The following is a 19,244-nucleotide window of genomic DNA, read 5'->3' as shown; positions in this document are numbered from 1 at the left end:
TCAACCTCTCTCTTTATTTTAAACCATCATGGATTTTATCAATGTTCCATTTCATCATACTAAGGTAATTATCCCCCTCTTGCCCCTCTTTTGCAAGAGAATCGGTGAAAAGATTTGCTGCAATTTTCTTACCTGTATTACGGGCGACAGCTTCCATCGTTTTAGGTGCAACACTTGATTCAACAAAAAGTGCCTTAACATTTCTTTCTTTGATGATATTGTCAATACGAACCATCTGTTCAGGCGTTCCTTGATTGTCAGTATTAATCTCCCAAATATATTCTGCGTCCATATCATAGCGCTTGGCAAAATATTTAAAGGCTCCTTCACTAGTCACCAAAACACGATTCTCTTTAGGAATTGTTTGAAGTTTGTCATATCCTTCTTCATCAAGAGCAGTAAGCTTTGCAATATAGTCCTTTGCATTACTTTCATAATAGTCCTTATTGTCAGGATCATATTTGATTAACTTTTCCTTAATATTCTCTACATAGATTATACCATTTTGAATATTAAGCCAAGCATGAGGGTCTTCCGTTTTCTCTGAATTGTCTTCCGTTAAATAGAAGGGAGTCACTCCTGTACTTACTACATAAGCGTGCTCTGTTTTTCGACCATTGCTCAAAAGCTTTTCGAACCATCCTTTACCAGTTTCAAGATTCAGTCCATTATAAAAAACTAGATCAGCTTTTTCAGCATACTTACTATCTTCTGGTGTGGGTTCATAAGAGTGTGGATCAACCCCGATTGGTACAATGGAATGTACTTCAACCTTATCTCCTCCAACTTCACTAGCCATATCTGCGATAATCGAATAAGAAGCCAGAACCTGTAGTTTACCATGATTCTTGTCACTCATCAATCTTGAACTTAAGAAAAATCCAAAAACAAGTAAAATAGGAATTAGGGCAATAGCAAAATACTTACTTTTGTTACCTGACTTAAACTTACTATAGTCTATAATTCCATTTTTTGGTGAGAAAATAAACGAAACAATAAAGAAAGCTGCCCCGATTAAGACAATTGTCGCACTAGTTGGCAAGTTGTACTTAAAGCTTACAACAACACCCAAGAGTCCAAATATCACACCTAAAATTGATGATGTTACAATCATACTACTTAGATGCTTATTCCAAAGATAGGAAGTTGCTGCTGGTATAACAAGCATGGCAACCACCAACACAATTCCTACTTGAGATAGAGATGAGACTGTAAAAATTGTAAGTAAGAACATTAATAAATAATGAAAAAAACTATTATTAAGTCCTGCAGCTTGAGAAAATACTGGGTCAAAAGAAGTAATCATCAATTCCTTATACAAGGCAACTACAACTACTATTACAACTATCATCAAAATAAATGACTGAAAAATCTCTTCGGGTGTCACTGCCAAAATATTACCAAATAATACATGGTTCAAATCGACACCGCTTCTCACCTGACTGATTAATATTATTCCCAAAGCGAAGAAGGTAGATAATATTATGCCTATGGCAGTATCAGCCTTAATTTTGGACTTTTTAGTTATATATTCAATAAGAATTGAGGCTAAAATCCCAAATATAGTTGCTCCAAAAAGAACATTGATTCCCAATAGATAAGAAATTGCTACACCAGGAAGGACCGCATGGGAAAGAGCATCCCCCATTAAGGACAACTGTCTTAAAACGATAAAACTTCCAAGAATTCCTGACATAACACCCAGTATAATTGATGTTATAAGTGCATTTGTCATACTAACAGGAAGGTTAAAAAAGTCAGCTATATTAAATAAAATATCCATTATTTTTCCACCCCCTTGATAGTAATATCACCCATGGTATTACCATAAGCTTTCTTGATATTATCCGTTGTAAATGTATCTTCAACATCGCCATATGCTTCTACACCTCGGTTAACAAGAATAAGTTGGTCAAAATATTCTGTAACTTTATGTAAGTCATGATGAACAATCACAATTGTTTTTCCTTGATCCCGTAGTTCACGAATTATATCAATAATTATTTTTTCACTTACCATATCAATTCCAACGAACGGCTCATCCAAAAAATAATAATCAGCTTCCTGAGCTAAAGCGCGTGCTATATATACCCTTTGCAACTGCCCTCCAGATAAGTCTGATATTGCTCTTTCACTGTATTCAGTCAATCCAACTTTTTCAAGGGCTTTCTGCGCAATTAATTTTTCTTTTTTACCTGGTCTTTGAAAGACTTTCATATTAGGATAAGTTCCTGTCAAAACAACCTGCCCTACTGTAATTGGAAAACTAAGGTCAATTTCACTTCTTTGAGGTACATAGGCTACTTTTTTGCGAAAATCTTTTTCTCCCATACCATCTATCGAAATACTTCCCATATCTTTTTTTATAAGCCCTAAGATGGCTTTTAGGAATGTTGATTTCCCTGCACCATTTGGACCAACAATTCCAACAGATACTCCATCTGGAATTTCTAAATTTACGTTAGTCAGCACGGGAATATTATTATAAGAAACATTTAAATCTTCTACCTTAATCACGAATTATATTCCTTTCATTTACTAGTTATCTATAAATTTAGTTTAACCTAAATTTTATTTTTAGGCAAGCCTTAAAAATTATAGTTATTGACCTTTCATGAACTTTTTAAAACCACTTATGAATATCTAATGCATTTATTTTCAACAAATGTTAGAATATCATCAGTTACTTTATTTTTAGATGAGTTAAATAAATATTATACAACATAGGGAAATATAAATTATGGATACAAAAAGAAGCCAGCGATATAATAAAAAAAAGAAGAGGAAGTTAAAATTAATCCCTTTTCTTATTTTAGTAGCAATATTATCATTGGCAAGTAGCATCTTTGTTACTAATACAATTTTTAAAATTGTATCAAAAAGTGAAGCAAAGCACCATTCAGAAATACAAGCTGATGAAAACAGTAAAGAAAAAGGTTCTGAATCAACTGCCGAATCAGCTACTCAACAGAGTACAGAGAAAAAAGAGACATTTCCAACTTCAACAGATGGAACAATCATAAGTCCGATACCAGCTAATAATTATCAAAATCTCAGTAAGACTGTGTTAGCACCTGAAGCACAAAACATGGATACTGAGCTAGATGCTGCAAGCTTTGTTGGAGTAGCTCTAGTTATAAAAAATGGACAAATAATTCTCCAAAAAGGATACGGATACGCCGACTATTCGGAAAATCGCTTAAATACTGTTAACTCACACATACAAATTGGATCTGTCCAAAAAGCATACACAGCTACTTTAATTTATAAACTAATTGAAGAAAAAAAATTATCATTCGATACTCCTTTAAGTGACTTTTATCCTCAGATATATGGAAGCCAAAATATTACAATAAGGGATATGATAAGGATGCACTCTGGTCTTCAAATTTCTATTCCTGGAAATGCGTATTTTTCTACAACTGATCAAGTTATGGACTATATTGTTACAAACGTAGAAAATACTGGGCAAAAAACTTATAAATATCAAGCCGTTAACTACAGCTTACTTGCAGGTATTATCGAAAAAATAACTGGAAAAAGTTATTACGAAAATTATGAAAACTTTTTTCATAATGTGGGATTAAAGAACTTTGGTCTGTATGTAGATTGGCCAGAACGGCCTGGATATGCTACTGGATATAAAAAATCGGGAGAATATTTATATTCTTTACCTAATCCATATGATCCACAGATTTTTATACGTGAGTTTGGAACCGGTAATATTGATTCAACTGCTGGTGATGTATATGAATTTTTCAATAAATTATTAACTGGTAGTTTAATAAAAAGTTCAGTACTCCAAGAAGCATGGAAACCTGTATATAGCGATAGCAACACATACATAGGTGGTTTTTATGACCAAGGTGATGCCTATCGAATGAACGGTGTGATGAATTACCAACAGTTAGCCATTTTGATTTCAAAAGATACAAAAAACGCTGTTATTCTTTTTAGCAATCGAGGAAATCAAGAGTTAACTCAGCCTACGATTTCTTCTTTTTATCAACAGATAACAGGTAATTATGTAAAATTTTAATCTCATTATGGATAAAAAATAGGCTCTATAATTTCTAGTGTGAATGGGTAAAAACCATTCATACTTTTTTATGAAAATATAAAAATATACTCCTCTTATAAGATATTTTAAATTGATAAAAATACTTTTCATGTATTACTATATTCGTCAGAATCATTCATATAATATAACACTTTCTAATCAATCTAAACTTGATAAATATTATCAAACTATCAAAATATATATGGTATTACCTAGAGGTATGATATAAATCTTTGAAAGATAACAATATACAAACAAAGAAATTTTTTCCAAAATTTAAAATTGTTATTATACCTATGGAAGATTTAGCGATGATATACAAAATGAAATAATACATCCTTGTAGCAATGGTAGACACGAAGTTATAAATAACAATATTAAAATGATAATAGAATATCTTGTAGATATAGGAATTTCAAGAATTTCAAGAGAAGAATAATGATTTGTACAAGGGAATCAAACTTTCAAAATAAAAAAAGTAGCACGACTAATCGTGCTACCCAAACTCTATTAACTAAGCAGATATTTTTATACACCCACATAGTTGACAAGTGGCCTAAAAAGACAAAGTATTCGATACTTTGTCTTTTTATATTTATATTGTAACCGAGATTCTTTTTAATTCATAGATCATTCTTGTCTTAGATATGGATTGGAAGTCCATCTGCTAATTCACTTGTATCCATGATCGCTTCTCCAAGAGTTGGATGCGGATGGATTGTCATTGAAATGTCTTCACTTGTTAAACCATTTTCAATAGCAAGAGCAAATTCAGAGATCAAATCACTAGCACCAGGACCTGCAATTTGAGCACCCACAACAACATGGCTAGCCTTATCAGTCAAGAGTCTAACGAATCCACGAGTTGCATTCATAGTGATTGCACGACCATTTGCAGCGAATGGGAATTTAGATACGATAACATCGATTCCTTTTTCTTTTGCTGAGTCAGGTGTTTCTCCAATAGTAGCCAGTTCAGGATTGCAATAAGCAACTGCAGGAATTGCAACAGCACAATTCAATTCATCTTCACCTGCTGCATTAGCTGCTGCAATCTTAGCTTCATATGAAGCTTTATGTGCAAGCATTGGTCCAGGGACGATATCTCCGATTGCATAGATACCTGAAACGCTTGTTTCTTGGCGATTATCAACCTCAATAATTCCACGTTCATTTACCTTAACATCTGTATTGTTTAAACCAATAGAGTCAGTATTTGGTCGACGACCAACAGATACAAGACAGTAATCCGCTTCAATTACTTCTTCTTTACCATCAACTTCATAAGTAACTTTTACTGAGTCTGCAGTTTGTTCAGAACCTTTAGCACGAGCATTTGTTACGATATCAATTCCGTATTCTTTGAATTCTTCAACGGCAACTTTGATCATTTCATCATCGAATCCATTAAGGATATGTGGAAGGCCTTCAAGAATAGTAACCTTTGCTCCAAGGCTAGCATAGGCTCCGGCTAATTCACTTCCGATTACACCACCACCGATAATTACAAGATGTTTTGGAACCTCAGGCAAGCTCAAAGCACCAGTTGAATTTACAACACGACCTTCAAATTTAAATCCTGGAATTTCAATTGGACGACTACCAGTAGCAATAATACATGATTTAAATTCTAATAAATGTGACTCATCACCATCAATAACGTTAAGTACTTGATTATCGTTAAAGCGAGCTTCACCACGTAGAATTTCAACTTTATTTTTCTTAAGGAGCATTCCAACTCCACCAGTTAAAGTTTTTACTACTTTTTCATCTTTCCATTTAAGTGTTTCTTCCCAATTTAAAGTTGCACCTTTTGAATGAACACCCATTACTGTATCTAAATCATGGACTTGCTCATGGTATTTATGACCAGCATTGATTAAAGCTTTTGAAGGTATACATCCAACATTTAGACATACTCCTCCGATGTAATCACGTTCTACAATCACAACTTTTCTGCCTAATTCTGCAGCACGGATAGCCGCAACGTATCCGCCAGGGCCACTTCCGATAACTACTAAGTCAACTTCTCTTGCTTGTGAACCTACAACCATTTTATACCTCCATTAACATATAGCTAGGATCAGCTAGCAATTGTTTTAAATAATTCATTGCACTTTGTGCTAACATTCCATCAATTAATCTATGATCAAATGAAAGTGATAGTTTCATCATGTTACCAACAGCAATTTCGCCTTCAGCATTAACGATTGGTTCTTTAGAAATTGTACCTAAACCAAGGATAGCTGCTTCATTAACATTAATTACTGGTGTAAACCAGCTTCCACGAGCTGAGCCAATATTAGAAATTGTGATAGTTGAACCAGTTGATACATCAGGAGTCAATTTACCATCACGAGCACGGTTTGCTAAATCAGAAATTTCAGCTGCAATTGCAAGAATTGATTTACTATCAGCATTCTTAACAACAGGTACAAATAATCCATTTGGAGTATCAACAGCGATACCAACATTAATTCCATCAGGGTAAACAATTTCTTGTTTAGCCATATCAACATGTGCATTTAATTCTGGGAATTTCTTAGACATAGCTGCTAAAGCTTTAGCAACATAAGCAAGATATGTTAATTTAACACCTTCTTTAGCTGCAATTTCTTTGAAGTTAGCACGATGTTCCATAAGTTTAGATACTTCAGCTTCATCAAACAAAGTTACATGAGGAACATTTTGTTTTTGACTTACCATGTTCTTAGCAATTGCTTTACGAACTGGAGTCATTGGAACACGACCTTCTTTGGCTGGAGCAGGAGCTGCCGCAGGTTTAGAAGCAGTATCAGATACTGTTTCAACAGTAACTTCTTCTACAGGTGCAGTTTCAACTGAAGCACTTCCATTAGAAATAAAGTTATTAACATCACTGATTGTTACATGACCATGACGACCAGTAGCTGGTACTGTAGTTAAATCAATATTATTTTGTCGAGCTAATTTTCTTACAGATGGCATTGCACGAACTTTGCCATCTATAACTGGTGCACCAACGGCTGTAATCTTAGCTTCAGGAGCTGACTCTGTAGTAGTAGATTCACTAGCTGCAATAAGTTCATCTTTCACTTCTTCAGTTACCGCTGTAGGTGCTGAAGAACCAGCTGAACTACCAGTTCCGTCACCATCAAATTCTACTAATGGTGCACCAACTTCAACAACAGTTCCGGCATCAACAAAAATCTTTGTTACTTTACCAGAATAAGGAGATAGAATTTCTTGCAATAGTTTATCATTTTGAACTTCTGCTAATGCATCATCTTCTTTTACTTCATCACCAACTTTTACTAACCATGATGCAATCTCACCTTCATGCATCCCTTCGCCTACGTCAGGCATACGGAAAATCTCAGTCATAGTCTACAACCTCCTTAACTTTACTTACAACATCTTTAACTTGTGGTAACCAATCATTTTCAGCTTGTGCAAATGGGTAGATGCTATCTGGTGCAGCAACACGGCCAATAGGAGCCTTCAAGCTTAAAATAAATCTTTCACTAATTTCTGCCATAACTGCTGAACCAATACCAGCTTGACGTTGCGCTTCTTGAACTACAACTACACGACCAGTTTTTTCAACACTTTGGCCAATTGTTTCAATGTCTAGAGGTTGAACAGTACGTAAGTCAACAACTTCAACTGAGATTCCATCTTTTTCAAGCTCTTCAGCAGCTCTTAGACTTGTTGGAACCATACCACCATATGTAATAATAGTTACATCAGATCCTTCTTTAGCAATCGCTGCTTTGTCAAGAGGAGTTGTATAATATCCTTCAGGAACTTCACCTTTTACTGAACGATAAAGTTTCAAGTTTTCAAGATAAATAACCGGATCATTTGATTCAATAGCTGCTAATAATAAACCTTTCGCATCAGCAGGATTACTTGGCATAACTACTCTAAGCCCAGGTGTTTGAGTCATCAATCCTTCCAAGCTATCTGAGTGCATTTCAGGAGTATGCGTTCCACCACCATAAGGTCCACGAACTACAATTGGAAATTGTTTTTGACCATGGAAACGGAAACGATTACGTGCCATTTGACCTGAAATTGAATCCATAACTTCAAATACGAAACCAAAGAATTGAACTTCAAAGACTGGACGATATCCTTCAGTTGTAAGACCAATAGCTGCTCCACCAATTGCACTTTCAGCTAGTGGTGTATTGAAAACACGTTCATTTCCATATTTAGCATTTAAGCCTTCTGTCGCACGGAAAACTCCACCATTTTCACCAACGTCTTCACCGAATATTAGGACGTTATCATCTTTTTCAAGCGCTAAATCAAGCGCTTCTGTAATTGCTGCAATATATGTCTTGACTGCCATTTATTTGCCCTCCTCTTGGAATTTTTTGATTTGTTCTTGCATTACATAGCCTGGTTGTTCCAAGGTAGTTGCAATAAAGTCTGACACTTTTTGTTTTGGAGCATTATCAGCTAACTTAACTGCTTCGTCAATTTCTGCATTAACTTCTGCTGCATAAGCCGCTTCAATTTCTTCACTCCATAATTTACGACCTTCAAGGAAAGTACGCATACGAACTAGAGGATCTTTCTTAAAGTTTTCATCGATATCTTCTTTTGTACGATAACGTAATGGATCATCTCCACTCATTGAATGTGGTTCTAAACGGTTACATAAAGTTTCAATTAAAACAGGTCCATTACCACTTGCTGCCCAATCACGTGCTTTTTTAGCTGAAATGTAACAAGCTAATGCATCCATACCATCTACTACGATACTTGGAAGACCTGCTCCCCAGCCTTTTGCTGCAATGTGTGGTGCTGCTGTTTGAAGTGCACGTGGTGTAGAGATTGCAAAACCATTATTTTGAATAAAGAATACCGCGTTAGCTTTATAAGCACCAGCAAAGTTCATTCCTTCATAAGTGTCACCTTGAGAAGATCCTCCATCACCAGTATAAGTGTATGCAACAGCATTTTTCTTTCTCATCTTCATACCTAAAGCAATACCAGCAGCTTCAACAAATTGAGCTCCGATAATGATTTGAGGGAACCAAGTCTTAACTCCATCCATCTCACCACCAAGGTAATGACCACGACTCCATAAGAAGTTCTTGTAAATTGGATAACCTTTATGAATCATTTGTGGGATATCGCGGTATCCAGGTAATAAATAATCTTCATCTGTGAATGCATAGCTTGTTGCTGATTGGCTAGCTTCTTGACCACGTGTTGGAGCAACGAAACCTAGACGACCTTGCTTAGCAAGTTTTGTACTACGTTCATTTAATACGAATTGTTTAATCATACGTTGCATGATATTCACTAAATCTTCATCTGTAATTCCAGACTCTTCAAACAATTCTTTGTCAACTAATTTCCCATCATTATCAAGTACTTGTAATGTAGGAAATTCATTTTCTTGATCTTCTAATTGTTTTCTAAAATCAAGAATCTCTGTACCTTTACTCATAGAATCTACTTCCTCCCTATTCTTCAATCTGTTCTTCATGGAACAAACTTGCTACTTCTTCTGAGCTAATCGCACCGAAGTACTTTTTTTGCTCATACTGTCCCAACAACTCCAGAATCTTCGGTTCACTAAATTGCAAACCAATAAATTCAGGCAAAATATTTTCAACATCTTCTACATCAAGGAAATCACCCTCAAATGTAATAGATTTGATAATCCCATCTTCTACTTGTGCTTTGAGGTCGATAATTCCACCATCAAATTTCTCATGTGCATGATAGTTAAATTTTGGACTTTCTCCATAATTCCATTCCCATTTAGAAAACTTTTCTTTTTCAAGTTTATGAACCTCAGCTAATTGTTCATCTGTCAAGATAATTTCTTTATCTTTATTATGATCAGAAAGTTCATAAGTTAGTGCCTCTTGAAATTCAGATAAAGTTAAGTCAGGAACAACATCATGAATGTTTCCAACTCTGCTACGCACACTCTTCACCGCTTTTGAAATAAATTTTTCATCACTCACATTTAGAGAACGTACTAAAGTTTCCGTATCGCTATTAAATAGTAGTGTCCCATGGTGCATTAGATATCCTTTAGAGTATCTTTGGGCATTACCACTAATTTTTTTCCCATTTACAAGTAAGTCATTTCTACCACTTGTTTCTGCAGGAATTCCTAGCTTTTGAAGTGCTGTTACCATAGGTTGAATAAATTTCTTCCATTCAACTTGATCTGGATGATCTAATGGTATTATGAAGGTAAAATTAAGGTTCCCTAAATCGTGATATACGGCTCCTCCACCAGATACTCTTCGAACAACTTCAATGCCATTTTCTTCAATGAATGATGCATTAATTTCTTCAAATGTATTTTGATGCTTACCAACAATTACGGCACTCTTATTTTGCCATAAGGCAAATACTGGCTCGCTCGGTTTCAATTTCGTGAGCAGCCATTCATCCATGGCAATATTAAATGGTGCAGTCTTATTTTCGTTTACAACGTATCTCAAGACTATCTCCTTTACAAATATTTTGCTAAAAAAATCAGCAATCGCTTACATTATCATTGTAAAACATTTTGGGAATTTTTACAAACTTTTTGCTTGTTTTTTCTTTATTTGATAAGGGTTAACAGGTGTTCTACAATGGATGTATAACAAAAATTCACAAAGTTATTAATTTCACTAAATAAATTTTAAAAATAAAAAAAACTAGATTTTCATCTAGATTTTAAGGCTCTATTGTAAATCAATAACAACCTCATCTTCAGTATTTGTTTTGTAAACTAATTGAAGTCGAGTACCTTTTTTGACTTCTCCAACAAGATTTCCTGTTACTTTTTCGCCTTTTTTAAGCGTTCCAGCCTCTAAGATATCAATACCATCAATATTCAAATTTGCATTAATATCATCACCCTTTTCTGTTCGTAGCACAAAATCTAATGGGTTATATTTAACAGATTTTTTCCCACTGTTAGTCAATGTGACAGTTACAACAGCAAATTCCTTACCATTTTTTGGTTTAGTATAATCAGTGCCTTGACTCTTTACTACTTTATCAACACGTACCTCATAATTATCAAGTTTTACATTCTCACCTGTTTGATGTGCTGCAGAATATACCTTTACGATTAAAAAGATAAATAAAATTAAAATTATTCCAATAAAAACAAATTTTTTGTAACTCTTATCTTTCAACTTTTTTCTCCTTTGATACTATCAAAAAACTCTAATTAACACACGCAATCGCTTTCACATATAATTATAACATTTAAAAATATAATTTAAAAATCTAGCATAACTGCCAGATTATTTTTTTAAATCTTCAATTTGAGATTGTAAATTTGAAATTTCTTTTTGAGTTTCAGATTGAATGTTTTTTATTGCCTTCTTTGCATCTCCTTTTTTATAAGTCCACCCCAAAATAACACCAACTGCAAACATTATAAGGATTAAAAATAATAGCGGAATTTTAATTGAAAAGAAAATAAACGATAATTCGACCAAATTTAAATTTTGGAAGGCAAAGACAATAATTGCAATTAATACTAAAATAGCTATTACTCTCTTTGGTGTAAGTAATTCTTTCAGCTTCTCCATAGCTATACTCCTTTTTTAATTAATTTGTTACTGTAATCATTATACAAAATTTTTATAATTTTTTCAGTTAAATTTTTTGTTGAATACATAATATTGGTCTATTATATAAATTAAATTGACGATAGATAGAAGGTAGAAATTTAAATGACTGAAAATGTATTTAACAGTATGGCTAATAATTATGATAACTATGACCGAAAGAAGCTAGCTGATGTTATTAGATTAGAAATTTCAAAATACCTATCTAACGATAGCTCAAATGATATTTTACTAGATTACGGTGGTGGCACAGGTCTTGTATCTTTACCAATTGTTGAAAATTTCAAAAAAGTTATTATAGCTGATAGTTCAAAACAAATGCTTGAAATAGCTCTTGACAAAATTAATATTGGTAACATCTCTAATGCTTCAATTTTACTTGTAAATGATACTACATTATTACCCAATGCTGATATAGTAATTCTATCACTAGTCTTGATTCATATTCCAGATACAGAAACAATTCTTAACAAAATTTATAAAATTTTGAATCCTAATGGTAAGGTAATTATTGTTGATTTCGACAAAAATGAAAAAGTTAATCATCCTATGATACATAATGGCTTCCAGCATGAGGAACTAAAAGCAATACTTGAGAAAGAGAAATTTAAAAACATAACTATTAAAAATTTTTACTCAGCTAATAATTTATTTATGAAAGAAAATGCAACCTTATTTATTGTTCAAGCAGAAAAATAAATAACAATTTTCTTATAAAAAATTTATAAGAAGCTATAAGTTTTTCATATACCTAAACACCTTGTAGGAAATAGTTTTTTTTGCTATCCTTTATCATACAGTGTTGGAATAGCTACTATTTCACAAGTCTAGAGGATTAGAGGTATTTAATTATGGCAATTATTGGTATCGCAGGTACAACCTATTACGGTGAAGACGAAGTACCATTTCATGGAAATAAAGTAATATATACTAGAAAAGGGTTCGTAGATGCTATTCAGGCCATGGGACATATACCTCTAATAATCCCAAATGATAAACCTGAAAGAGCGACTGACTATATTAATATTGTAGATAAACTTATATTAATGGGGGGAGAAGATGTTAGCCCTCAGTGCTATAATGAAGAACCTGACAAGCTTCTAGGGAATACTAATCCCGAAAGAGATATTTTTGAATTTGCTCTGATTGAAGCTGCTTTAGACCAAGAAAAATCAATTTTCGGCGTATGTAGAGGTTTACAAGTATTAAACGTTAAGTTTGGTGGAACTCTATTTCAAGATGTATCTTATACAGGAACAAAAATTAAACACATGCAAGTACCTACTAAACAACGCTTTCCTACACATTCAATTGAAGTTAAATCTGACAGCGTCCTGGATTTCCTTGGTCAAAAACATATGGTCAATTCCTTCCATCATCAGTCAATAAAGCAATTAGCTGATAACTTTACTGCTATTGCACATGCAAAAGATGGAATTATTGAGGCAATCAGCGATGAACAAAGAAAAATTATAGCAGTTCAATGGCATCCTGAAGCAACATGGCATCGTTTTGATAAAGATAAGGCACTATTTTCATATTTTCTAAATGATCTTTAATCTGCATTCTTTCAAATATTTAAAAACCGAATTCATATGTATTCGGTTTTTATATTTATGGATAGTATTATTTATGAAAGAAATATTATCCAGATATTTCTCGTTTTTATTTTATTAAGATAACTATGATTAAAAATTTAAAAAAATTAATTTAATTAGAGAATGCCTTGAATTTATAATAGTCACCTTATTTTTAGCAATGTTAATTTCTATCCAAAGAAATATAACAGAAATACTTGACATATTTCTGTAACAATGTAATAATAAATACATAAAGGAAGTTGATTAGCTTTAAAGGGGGAATTTATATGGAGAAAACCGTATTGATTAAATGAAATATAAAATTTTAAAAAATTAAATAGAAAAATAGAAATAGGATAGGAAGAAAAAATGAAAAAAACAATTACTGCATTATTAACTGCAACAGCATTACTAACATTAGTAGGATGTGGTTCAAATAAAAAGGATACAACTTCAAATAGTACTACGAAATCTTCTTCAACAAATGTATCAAAAAAGGTATCAAAGAAAAGTGAAGTAAAGAGTGAGCAAAATAATTCTTCTAGTGTTGCCTCTGATACTTCTGCTGATAGTAGTGAAGTAAATACTAATAATACCACTTCTACTCCACCTTCAGAAACAAGTAATGAAAACAAACAATCAGAATTTCCTTTTGATAATATACTTGGGTATTGGAAAAATTCTGATGGTCAATATATAACTTTTAAATCTAATTATGAAAAAACATTTATAGGTTACGGGAAACTACCTGGTCAGTCTGCTGATGGTATATTCAATATTAGCGATGCAAAGATTGATGGAAATACCATTTCTTCAAAGTTAGAAAACGGAATTGGGGATAAAAATACAATCACGATTACTTCTAATGGCAAAGATAATATGACTTTATCATTTAACGATGGAGAAACGTGGAATCTAGTAAGAACAAGTCAAGAAGAAATTCAAAAATCTCAACCTGCTTCTGAATATATTATTGATGACATCATTGGAACATGGAATAATAGTGATGGAAGTGTAGTCAAAGCCACGGTTGCTGATAATCCCGATTATATTAATATTAATGATACTAGTAAAGATTTTCCTGAAGGTAGAATTGCTAATTTATCTCGCAAAGAATTCTTTATACAAGGTGATTCTATATCTGCAAGAGATATCATTGGAGGGGATGCTATGTCAAATAATTACACATCTGTGACTTTTGATGGTAAAGACAAAGCAACTATTACAGCACAAAATGGGAAAACTTATACATTAACAAGAGCAAACTAATCTCAAATAACAGGAATGAGATTTCAAAAATCTATGGGTGGCCATCCCATAGATTTTTATTACAAAGTAATATTTATCAACATAGAAAATAATCCCCAAATATAATTTGAGGATTATTTTTTTATTTTGAATTTTCTTCTAAATGCGCAATTGCCTTATCTTTACCTAATAAATAAATTGTATCAGGTAATTCAGGTCCGTGCATTTCACCAGAAACAGCAATACGAATTGGCATAAATAAGTTTTTACCTTTAATGCCTGTTTCTTTTTGAACTTCCTTAATTAATGGGAAAATATTATCCTTAGTAAAATCAGCATCATCAAGATTTTCTAATTTTTCCTTAAAGGCTTTGATGACTACTGGACTAGTTTCAAGTGATAAAACTTCTTTTGCTTCATCCGTTAATGCTGGAAAATCTTCATAGAAAAGATCTGTCAACTCAATGATTTCTTCACCATATTTAAGTTGAGGTTTATATAAATCAACAAGATATGGTGATTTTTCGTCTAAGCGTCCTGCTTCTTCTAAGAAAGGTTTTGCAAGTTCAAATACTACTTCTGAGTCAGCATTCTTAATATATTGATTATCCAACCATTCAAGTTTCTTTTGGTCAAAAGCTGCTGGTGATTTACTTAAGCGACTTTCGTCAAATAATTTAATCAATTCATCCTTAGAGAAAATTTCTTCTTCTCCACCAGGATTCCATCCAAGTAATGCAACGAAGTTAAAGATTGCATCATTCATGAAACCTTTTTTACGATAATCTTCAATAAATTGAAGCGTGTTTGTATCACGTTTTGAAAGTTTCTTACCTGTTTCACTATTGATGATAAGAGTCATATGACCAAATTTTGGTGCTTCCCAATCTAACGCTTCATAAATCATAAGTTGTTTAGGAGTATTGGCGATATGGTCATCTCCACGAATAACATGGCTAATATCCATTAAATGATCATCAACTACTACGGCAAAATTATATGTTGGGTATCCATCACGTTTTTGAATTACCCAGTCACCGCCAATATTCTTACCTTCAAACTCGATTTCACCTTTAACAATATCATCCCACTTGTAAATTGATCCTTCAGGAACTTTTATACGAACAGTCGGTTCAATGCCTTGTGCTTCACGTTCAGAAATATAAGATGCAATTTCTTCTTCTGTCATTCCTTTATATTCGCTCACGTAAACAGGCGGAAGACCTTTTGCTTCTTGAGCTTCACGATCAGCGGCAATTTCTTCTTCAGTTTTATATGATTTATAAGCTTTACCTGATTCCAAAAGTTCATCAACATATTTTTGATAAATATCTAAACGTTCTGATTGACGATATGGTCCATATTTTTCATTTGGATTTTGTGGACTTTCATCCCAATCCATTCCTAACCAAGCAAGGTTTTCTAATTGGCTACGTTCACCATCTTCGACATGACGTTTACGGTCTGTATCCTCTATACGGATGATGAATTCACCACCGTGGTGACGAGCAAATAAGTAGTTAAATAATGCTGTACGAGCATTTCCAATATGTAAAAGTCCCGTTGGTGATGGTGCATAACGCACACGAATTTTATCTGACATTTTTCCTCCAATTTGTACAAATATAAAATATAAAAGGCTAAACTAATTTAACCTTTTACTTTTTAGCATAGAATAGTATAACACAAAAGCTTAAGCAAGTTAAGATTTTACAATTAAAACAACCGCTTCACAGGCCATTCCTTCTTCACGACCCACAAATCCTAATTTTTCTGTTGTAGTAGCTTTTACATTAATATTTTCTTCTGATGTATGTAGTATTTGAGCAATATTCTTTTTCATTTTAGCTAAATGGGGTTTCATTTTTGGTTGCTCAGCCATAATAGTAGCATCAACGTTTCCAATAACAAATCCTTTATCTATCATCTTGCCATAAGTATCTGAGAGGATTTTGGTTGATGCGATACCTGCAATCTCTGGATTTGTATCCGGAAATGCATGACCAATATCACCTAATCCAAGGGCTCCAATAATTGCATCCGTAATAGCATGCAAAAGAACATCCGCATCACTATGACCTAATAAACCTCTATCATGAGGAATATTAACTCCTCCAATAATCAATTCACGATTTTCGACTAACTCGTGAACATCGTATCCTTGTCCAATTTTAATATTCATATTAATTACCTGTAGCAATATACGAACTTAGAACATTAGCGAATGATTCAACATTGAGACTTTGTACAAGAATCTTACCAGTACCTCTGAAAGTGTTTACTACTCCCTCACCAGTACCAATACTTTGCATGAATCCATTTTCCAAGCGAATATCATAGTCAAGACTTGTACTCCATGCTACAACATGAGCATTATCAATTGTTATCTCATCATTTGAAAGATCAATTTCCTTAATAGAACCAAAGGAATTTACAAGGAGAGTCCCTTGACCTTCTGTAGTCATGATAAAGAAACCACCTTGTCCACCAAATACAGCTCTGCCAACACTCTGTCTTTGCATAGTATATTGAGCACTTCCATCTAGGGCAAGAAATACTCCATCATTGAGCCTATATTGCTCACTGCCTAATTCAAGAGCCATAACCTGACCAGGAGTATTAGGTGCAAGAGCAAGTTTACCACTATCCGAAGTTGAAGAAACTTGAGTTAAAAACATACTCTCGCCACTTGTTACACTTCTAGCCATCGCTCCTACAAGTTTACCAAGTCCTGAGCCTTTAGAATTTAAAGTAGTAGACAACTTGATTCCTGGACTGTGATAGACCATACTTCCACGTTGGATATAAGCACTTTCGCCAGCCTCTAAATAAAGTTCCACAAGCGGAAATTGCATATTAGAATCAATCACATATTTCATTCTGTTATCAGCCATTAATTTACATCCTTTCCTTAATCAAGCGAGCCATGAGGATATCCTCAGGCGTAGTAACCTTTATATTATTATAAGAGCCTTCTACGATAGAGACTGAAATTTCTTCAAATTCCTCAATCAGGCTTGCATCATCAGTGCCTAAAAAGTTATTTTCAAAGGCCTTCCTATGAGCATTAATTATTAAAGCACTTTGGAAACATTGGGGAGTTTGAGCCGCAAATAGAGTATCGCGTGGAATAGTTTGTTCTATCTTTCCATCTGAATTTACTTGTTTAATTGTATCTTTAACAGGAACAGCCAAAATAGAATTCGGTTTTTCCTTTAATCTATTGAGTTCACTCTGATTTATAAATGGGCGAGCTCCATCATGAATCATGACATAATCTGATCCAACTAGTTTCAATGCATTTCTCACGCTATCTTGTCGTTCTTGACCACCAACGGCAAAAACTATATTCTCTGTCAAGTAAGAAGTAAACATGACCTGCTCTTCTTTCTTACCAACTAAAATTATTTTTTGACAGTCAACATCAGTTTTGAACAAGTCGAGTGAATATTGAAAGATAGGTTTATCATCAATCTTTAAGAATATTTTATTTTTACCTATTCCCATTCTTTTTCCAGAACCTGCCACTAAGACTATCGCATCATATTTCATTTGTCACCCAGTTTCTAAGACTAAACTAATTTAGCAAAAATCATACGACCTGCATTAGTTTGAAGTGCACTAGTAACTTCAGCATCAACAGTCTCGTCAATCATATTATCAGTGTCTTCTACAACAATCATAGTTCCATCAGGCATATATCCAATACCTTGATGTCTTTCACTACCTTTTTTAACAATAGTAACTTTAAGTTCTTCACCAACCACAACTTGGGGCTTGACTGCATTTGCTAATTCATTAATATTTAAAACTGGCACACGCTGGATTTCAGCTACTTTATTCAAGTTATAATCGTTCGTTATCAAACTTCCCTTAAGCTCTGTTGCCAGTCTTAATAACTTAGTATCCACTTCATGAATATCATCATAATCCTTATCAGTAGTTTCAACCTTAATATTTTTAAGCTTTTGAATATCATTTACTAGGTCTAATCCGCGTCTTCCCTTGGCACGTTTAAGTTTATCATTGCTATCTGCAATTAGCTGTAATTCAAAAACCACAAAGTTTGGAATTAAGATAGTTCCATCAACAAAACCAGTTTTTAGAACATCGATAATTCGACCATCGATAATTGCACTTGTATCAAGTAATTTATAATTTTCTACTTGGGTAACTTTATTATTTTCTTCAACTTCATTTTCTTCAATAACTACAGGTTTTTTACGACTAAACATGGCAAAAATTTCTTTACCACGACGAGCAAATACTCGATAACCCACATAGGCGAAACCGGACATAAGGATCAATGGCCCAACTGTACTGACAAATGGGATATTGAGTGCCCAAAGTGCGACACTTGCAATCGCTCCTGCCACCAAACCTAATAGAGTTCCTGTAAGATTAGATGCGAACTTCTGCAAATTTAACTTGCTAATATCTTCATCCAACTTTGAAAGGGCACGTAGAATAGATTTATTAAAAATAAATGATAATAATAGAAAAATAATTGCACCAATAATACTATTAACTACGTTGTTGTTTTCAAGTTTAGTTTGATTCAATGCAGACCATAAATACGGTAAGAATGAACTTCCTACTGCTGCTCCAATTACAACCATTAAAACTTGTATAATTAATCGCCTCATAGGTACCTCCTTTTTATTTTTTGTACAGTATAATTTTACCATAAAAACAATTTAAATACTTATATAATCAGTGTTTTAGCTGATTTTATAGATTTAAATATAAAATAAAATTCTTAAAAAT

At 33.5% G+C, this 19,244-nt stretch carries 18 protein-coding genes; 4 read left to right on the top strand and 14 right to left on the bottom strand.

All coding sequences use genetic code 11. From position 1 onward, the window contains the following. Positions 1–13 precede the first annotated feature (13 nt). Positions 14–1,783: a metal ABC transporter solute-binding protein, Zn/Mn family gene (locus BG262_RS03860; RefSeq protein ID WP_083312887.1), complete on the bottom strand. Its 1,770-nt coding sequence runs from the start codon at positions 1,781–1,783 to the stop codon at positions 14–16. Further along, positions 1,783–2,517: a metal ABC transporter ATP-binding protein gene (locus BG262_RS03855; protein ID WP_070787566.1), complete on the bottom strand. Its 735-nt coding sequence runs from the start codon at positions 2,515–2,517 to the stop codon at positions 1,783–1,785. Before BG262_RS03855 ends, BG262_RS03860 begins: the two co-directional genes overlap by 1 nt. Positions 2,518–2,740: 223 nt before the next feature. On the opposite strand from BG262_RS03855, the gene BG262_RS03850 reads away from it, so the two are divergent. Beyond that, entirely contained in the window at positions 2,741–4,039 is a 1,299-nt protein-coding gene (locus BG262_RS03850; protein ID WP_070787565.1) for a serine hydrolase domain-containing protein, read from the top strand. Positions 4,040–4,701: 662 nt separating this feature from the next. Here the strand turns inward: BG262_RS03850 and lpdA are convergent. From lpdA to BG262_RS03815, 7 genes are all read right to left on the bottom strand, one after another. After that, on the bottom strand, positions 4,702–6,114 hold the full coding sequence (lpdA, locus tag BG262_RS03845) for a dihydrolipoyl dehydrogenase (protein WP_070787564.1): 1,413 nt from the start codon (positions 6,112–6,114) through the stop codon (positions 4,702–4,704). Between the two features lies 1 nt (position 6,115). Beyond that, on the bottom strand, positions 6,116–7,423 hold the full coding sequence (locus BG262_RS03840) for a dihydrolipoamide acetyltransferase family protein (RefSeq protein ID WP_070787563.1): 1,308 nt from the start codon (positions 7,421–7,423) through the stop codon (positions 6,116–6,118). After that, positions 7,416–8,396, bottom strand: a complete 981-nt coding sequence (locus BG262_RS03835) for an alpha-ketoacid dehydrogenase subunit beta (protein ID WP_070787562.1) — start codon at positions 8,394–8,396, stop codon at positions 7,416–7,418. Before BG262_RS03835 ends, BG262_RS03840 begins: the two co-directional genes overlap by 8 nt. Beyond that, entirely contained in the window at positions 8,397–9,506 is a 1,110-nt protein-coding gene (locus BG262_RS03830) for a thiamine pyrophosphate-dependent enzyme (RefSeq protein ID WP_070787561.1), read from the bottom strand. A 16-nt stretch (positions 9,507–9,522) separates the two neighbouring features. Further along, entirely contained in the window at positions 9,523–10,521 is a 999-nt protein-coding gene (gene lplA, locus BG262_RS03825; protein ID WP_083312886.1) for a lipoate--protein ligase, read from the bottom strand. Positions 10,522–10,749: 228 nt separating this feature from the next. Next, entirely contained in the window at positions 10,750–11,208 is a 459-nt protein-coding gene (locus BG262_RS03820) for a DUF4352 domain-containing protein (protein WP_070787560.1), read from the bottom strand. A 111-nt stretch (positions 11,209–11,319) separates the two neighbouring features. Then, entirely contained in the window at positions 11,320–11,610 is a 291-nt protein-coding gene (locus BG262_RS03815) for a LapA family protein (protein WP_070787559.1), read from the bottom strand. A 144-nt stretch (positions 11,611–11,754) separates the two neighbouring features. Here BG262_RS03815 and BG262_RS03810 point away from each other — a divergent pair, with 144 nt between their 5' ends. The 3 genes from BG262_RS03810 (at position 11,755) to BG262_RS03800 (ending at position 14,498) form a co-directional block, all read left to right on the top strand. Further along, entirely contained in the window at positions 11,755–12,348 is a 594-nt protein-coding gene (locus BG262_RS03810) for a class I SAM-dependent methyltransferase (RefSeq protein ID WP_070787558.1), read from the top strand. Between the two features lie 152 nt (positions 12,349–12,500). Continuing rightward, positions 12,501–13,208: a gamma-glutamyl-gamma-aminobutyrate hydrolase family protein gene (locus tag BG262_RS03805; protein ID WP_070787557.1), complete on the top strand. Its 708-nt coding sequence runs from the start codon at positions 12,501–12,503 to the stop codon at positions 13,206–13,208. Positions 13,209–13,598: 390 nt separating this feature from the next. After that, positions 13,599–14,498 (top strand): hypothetical protein, encoded by a 900-nt coding sequence (locus BG262_RS03800; RefSeq protein WP_070787556.1) that lies wholly within the window; start codon positions 13,599–13,601, stop codon positions 14,496–14,498. A gap of 121 nt (positions 14,499–14,619) precedes the next feature. Here the strand turns inward: BG262_RS03800 and gltX are convergent, their stop codons facing one another. From gltX to BG262_RS03775, 5 genes are all read right to left on the bottom strand, one after another. Continuing rightward, positions 14,620–16,080 carry a glutamate--tRNA ligase gene (gltX, locus tag BG262_RS03795; protein ID WP_070787555.1) on the bottom strand — a complete coding sequence of 487 codons (1,461 nt, stop codon included), beginning with the start codon at positions 16,078–16,080 and terminating at the stop codon, positions 14,620–14,622. Positions 16,081–16,179: 99 nt separating this feature from the next. Then, on the bottom strand, positions 16,180–16,659 hold the full coding sequence (gene ispF, locus BG262_RS03790; RefSeq protein WP_070787554.1) for a 2-C-methyl-D-erythritol 2,4-cyclodiphosphate synthase: 480 nt from the start codon (positions 16,657–16,659) through the stop codon (positions 16,180–16,182). 1 nt (position 16,660) lies between these two features. Next, positions 16,661–17,371 (bottom strand): TIGR00266 family protein, encoded by a 711-nt coding sequence (locus BG262_RS03785; RefSeq protein ID WP_070787553.1) that lies wholly within the window; start codon positions 17,369–17,371, stop codon positions 16,661–16,663. Positions 17,372–17,375: 4 nt separating this feature from the next. Beyond that, on the bottom strand, positions 17,376–18,029 hold the full coding sequence (ispD, locus tag BG262_RS03780) for a 2-C-methyl-D-erythritol 4-phosphate cytidylyltransferase (protein ID WP_070787552.1): 654 nt from the start codon (positions 18,027–18,029) through the stop codon (positions 17,376–17,378). A gap of 20 nt (positions 18,030–18,049) precedes the next feature. Continuing rightward, positions 18,050–19,123, bottom strand: a complete 1,074-nt coding sequence (locus tag BG262_RS03775) for a PIN/TRAM domain-containing protein (RefSeq protein ID WP_070787551.1) — start codon at positions 19,121–19,123, stop codon at positions 18,050–18,052. Positions 19,124–19,244: the final 121 nt, after the last annotated feature.

It is taken from the genome of Floricoccus penangensis (assembly GCF_001832885.1).
Lineage (GTDB): Bacteria > Bacillota > Bacilli > Lactobacillales > Streptococcaceae > Floricoccus > Floricoccus penangensis.
Note: the sequence above shows the minus strand (reverse complement) of the source record. Positions and strands in the feature narration are given on the sequence as shown.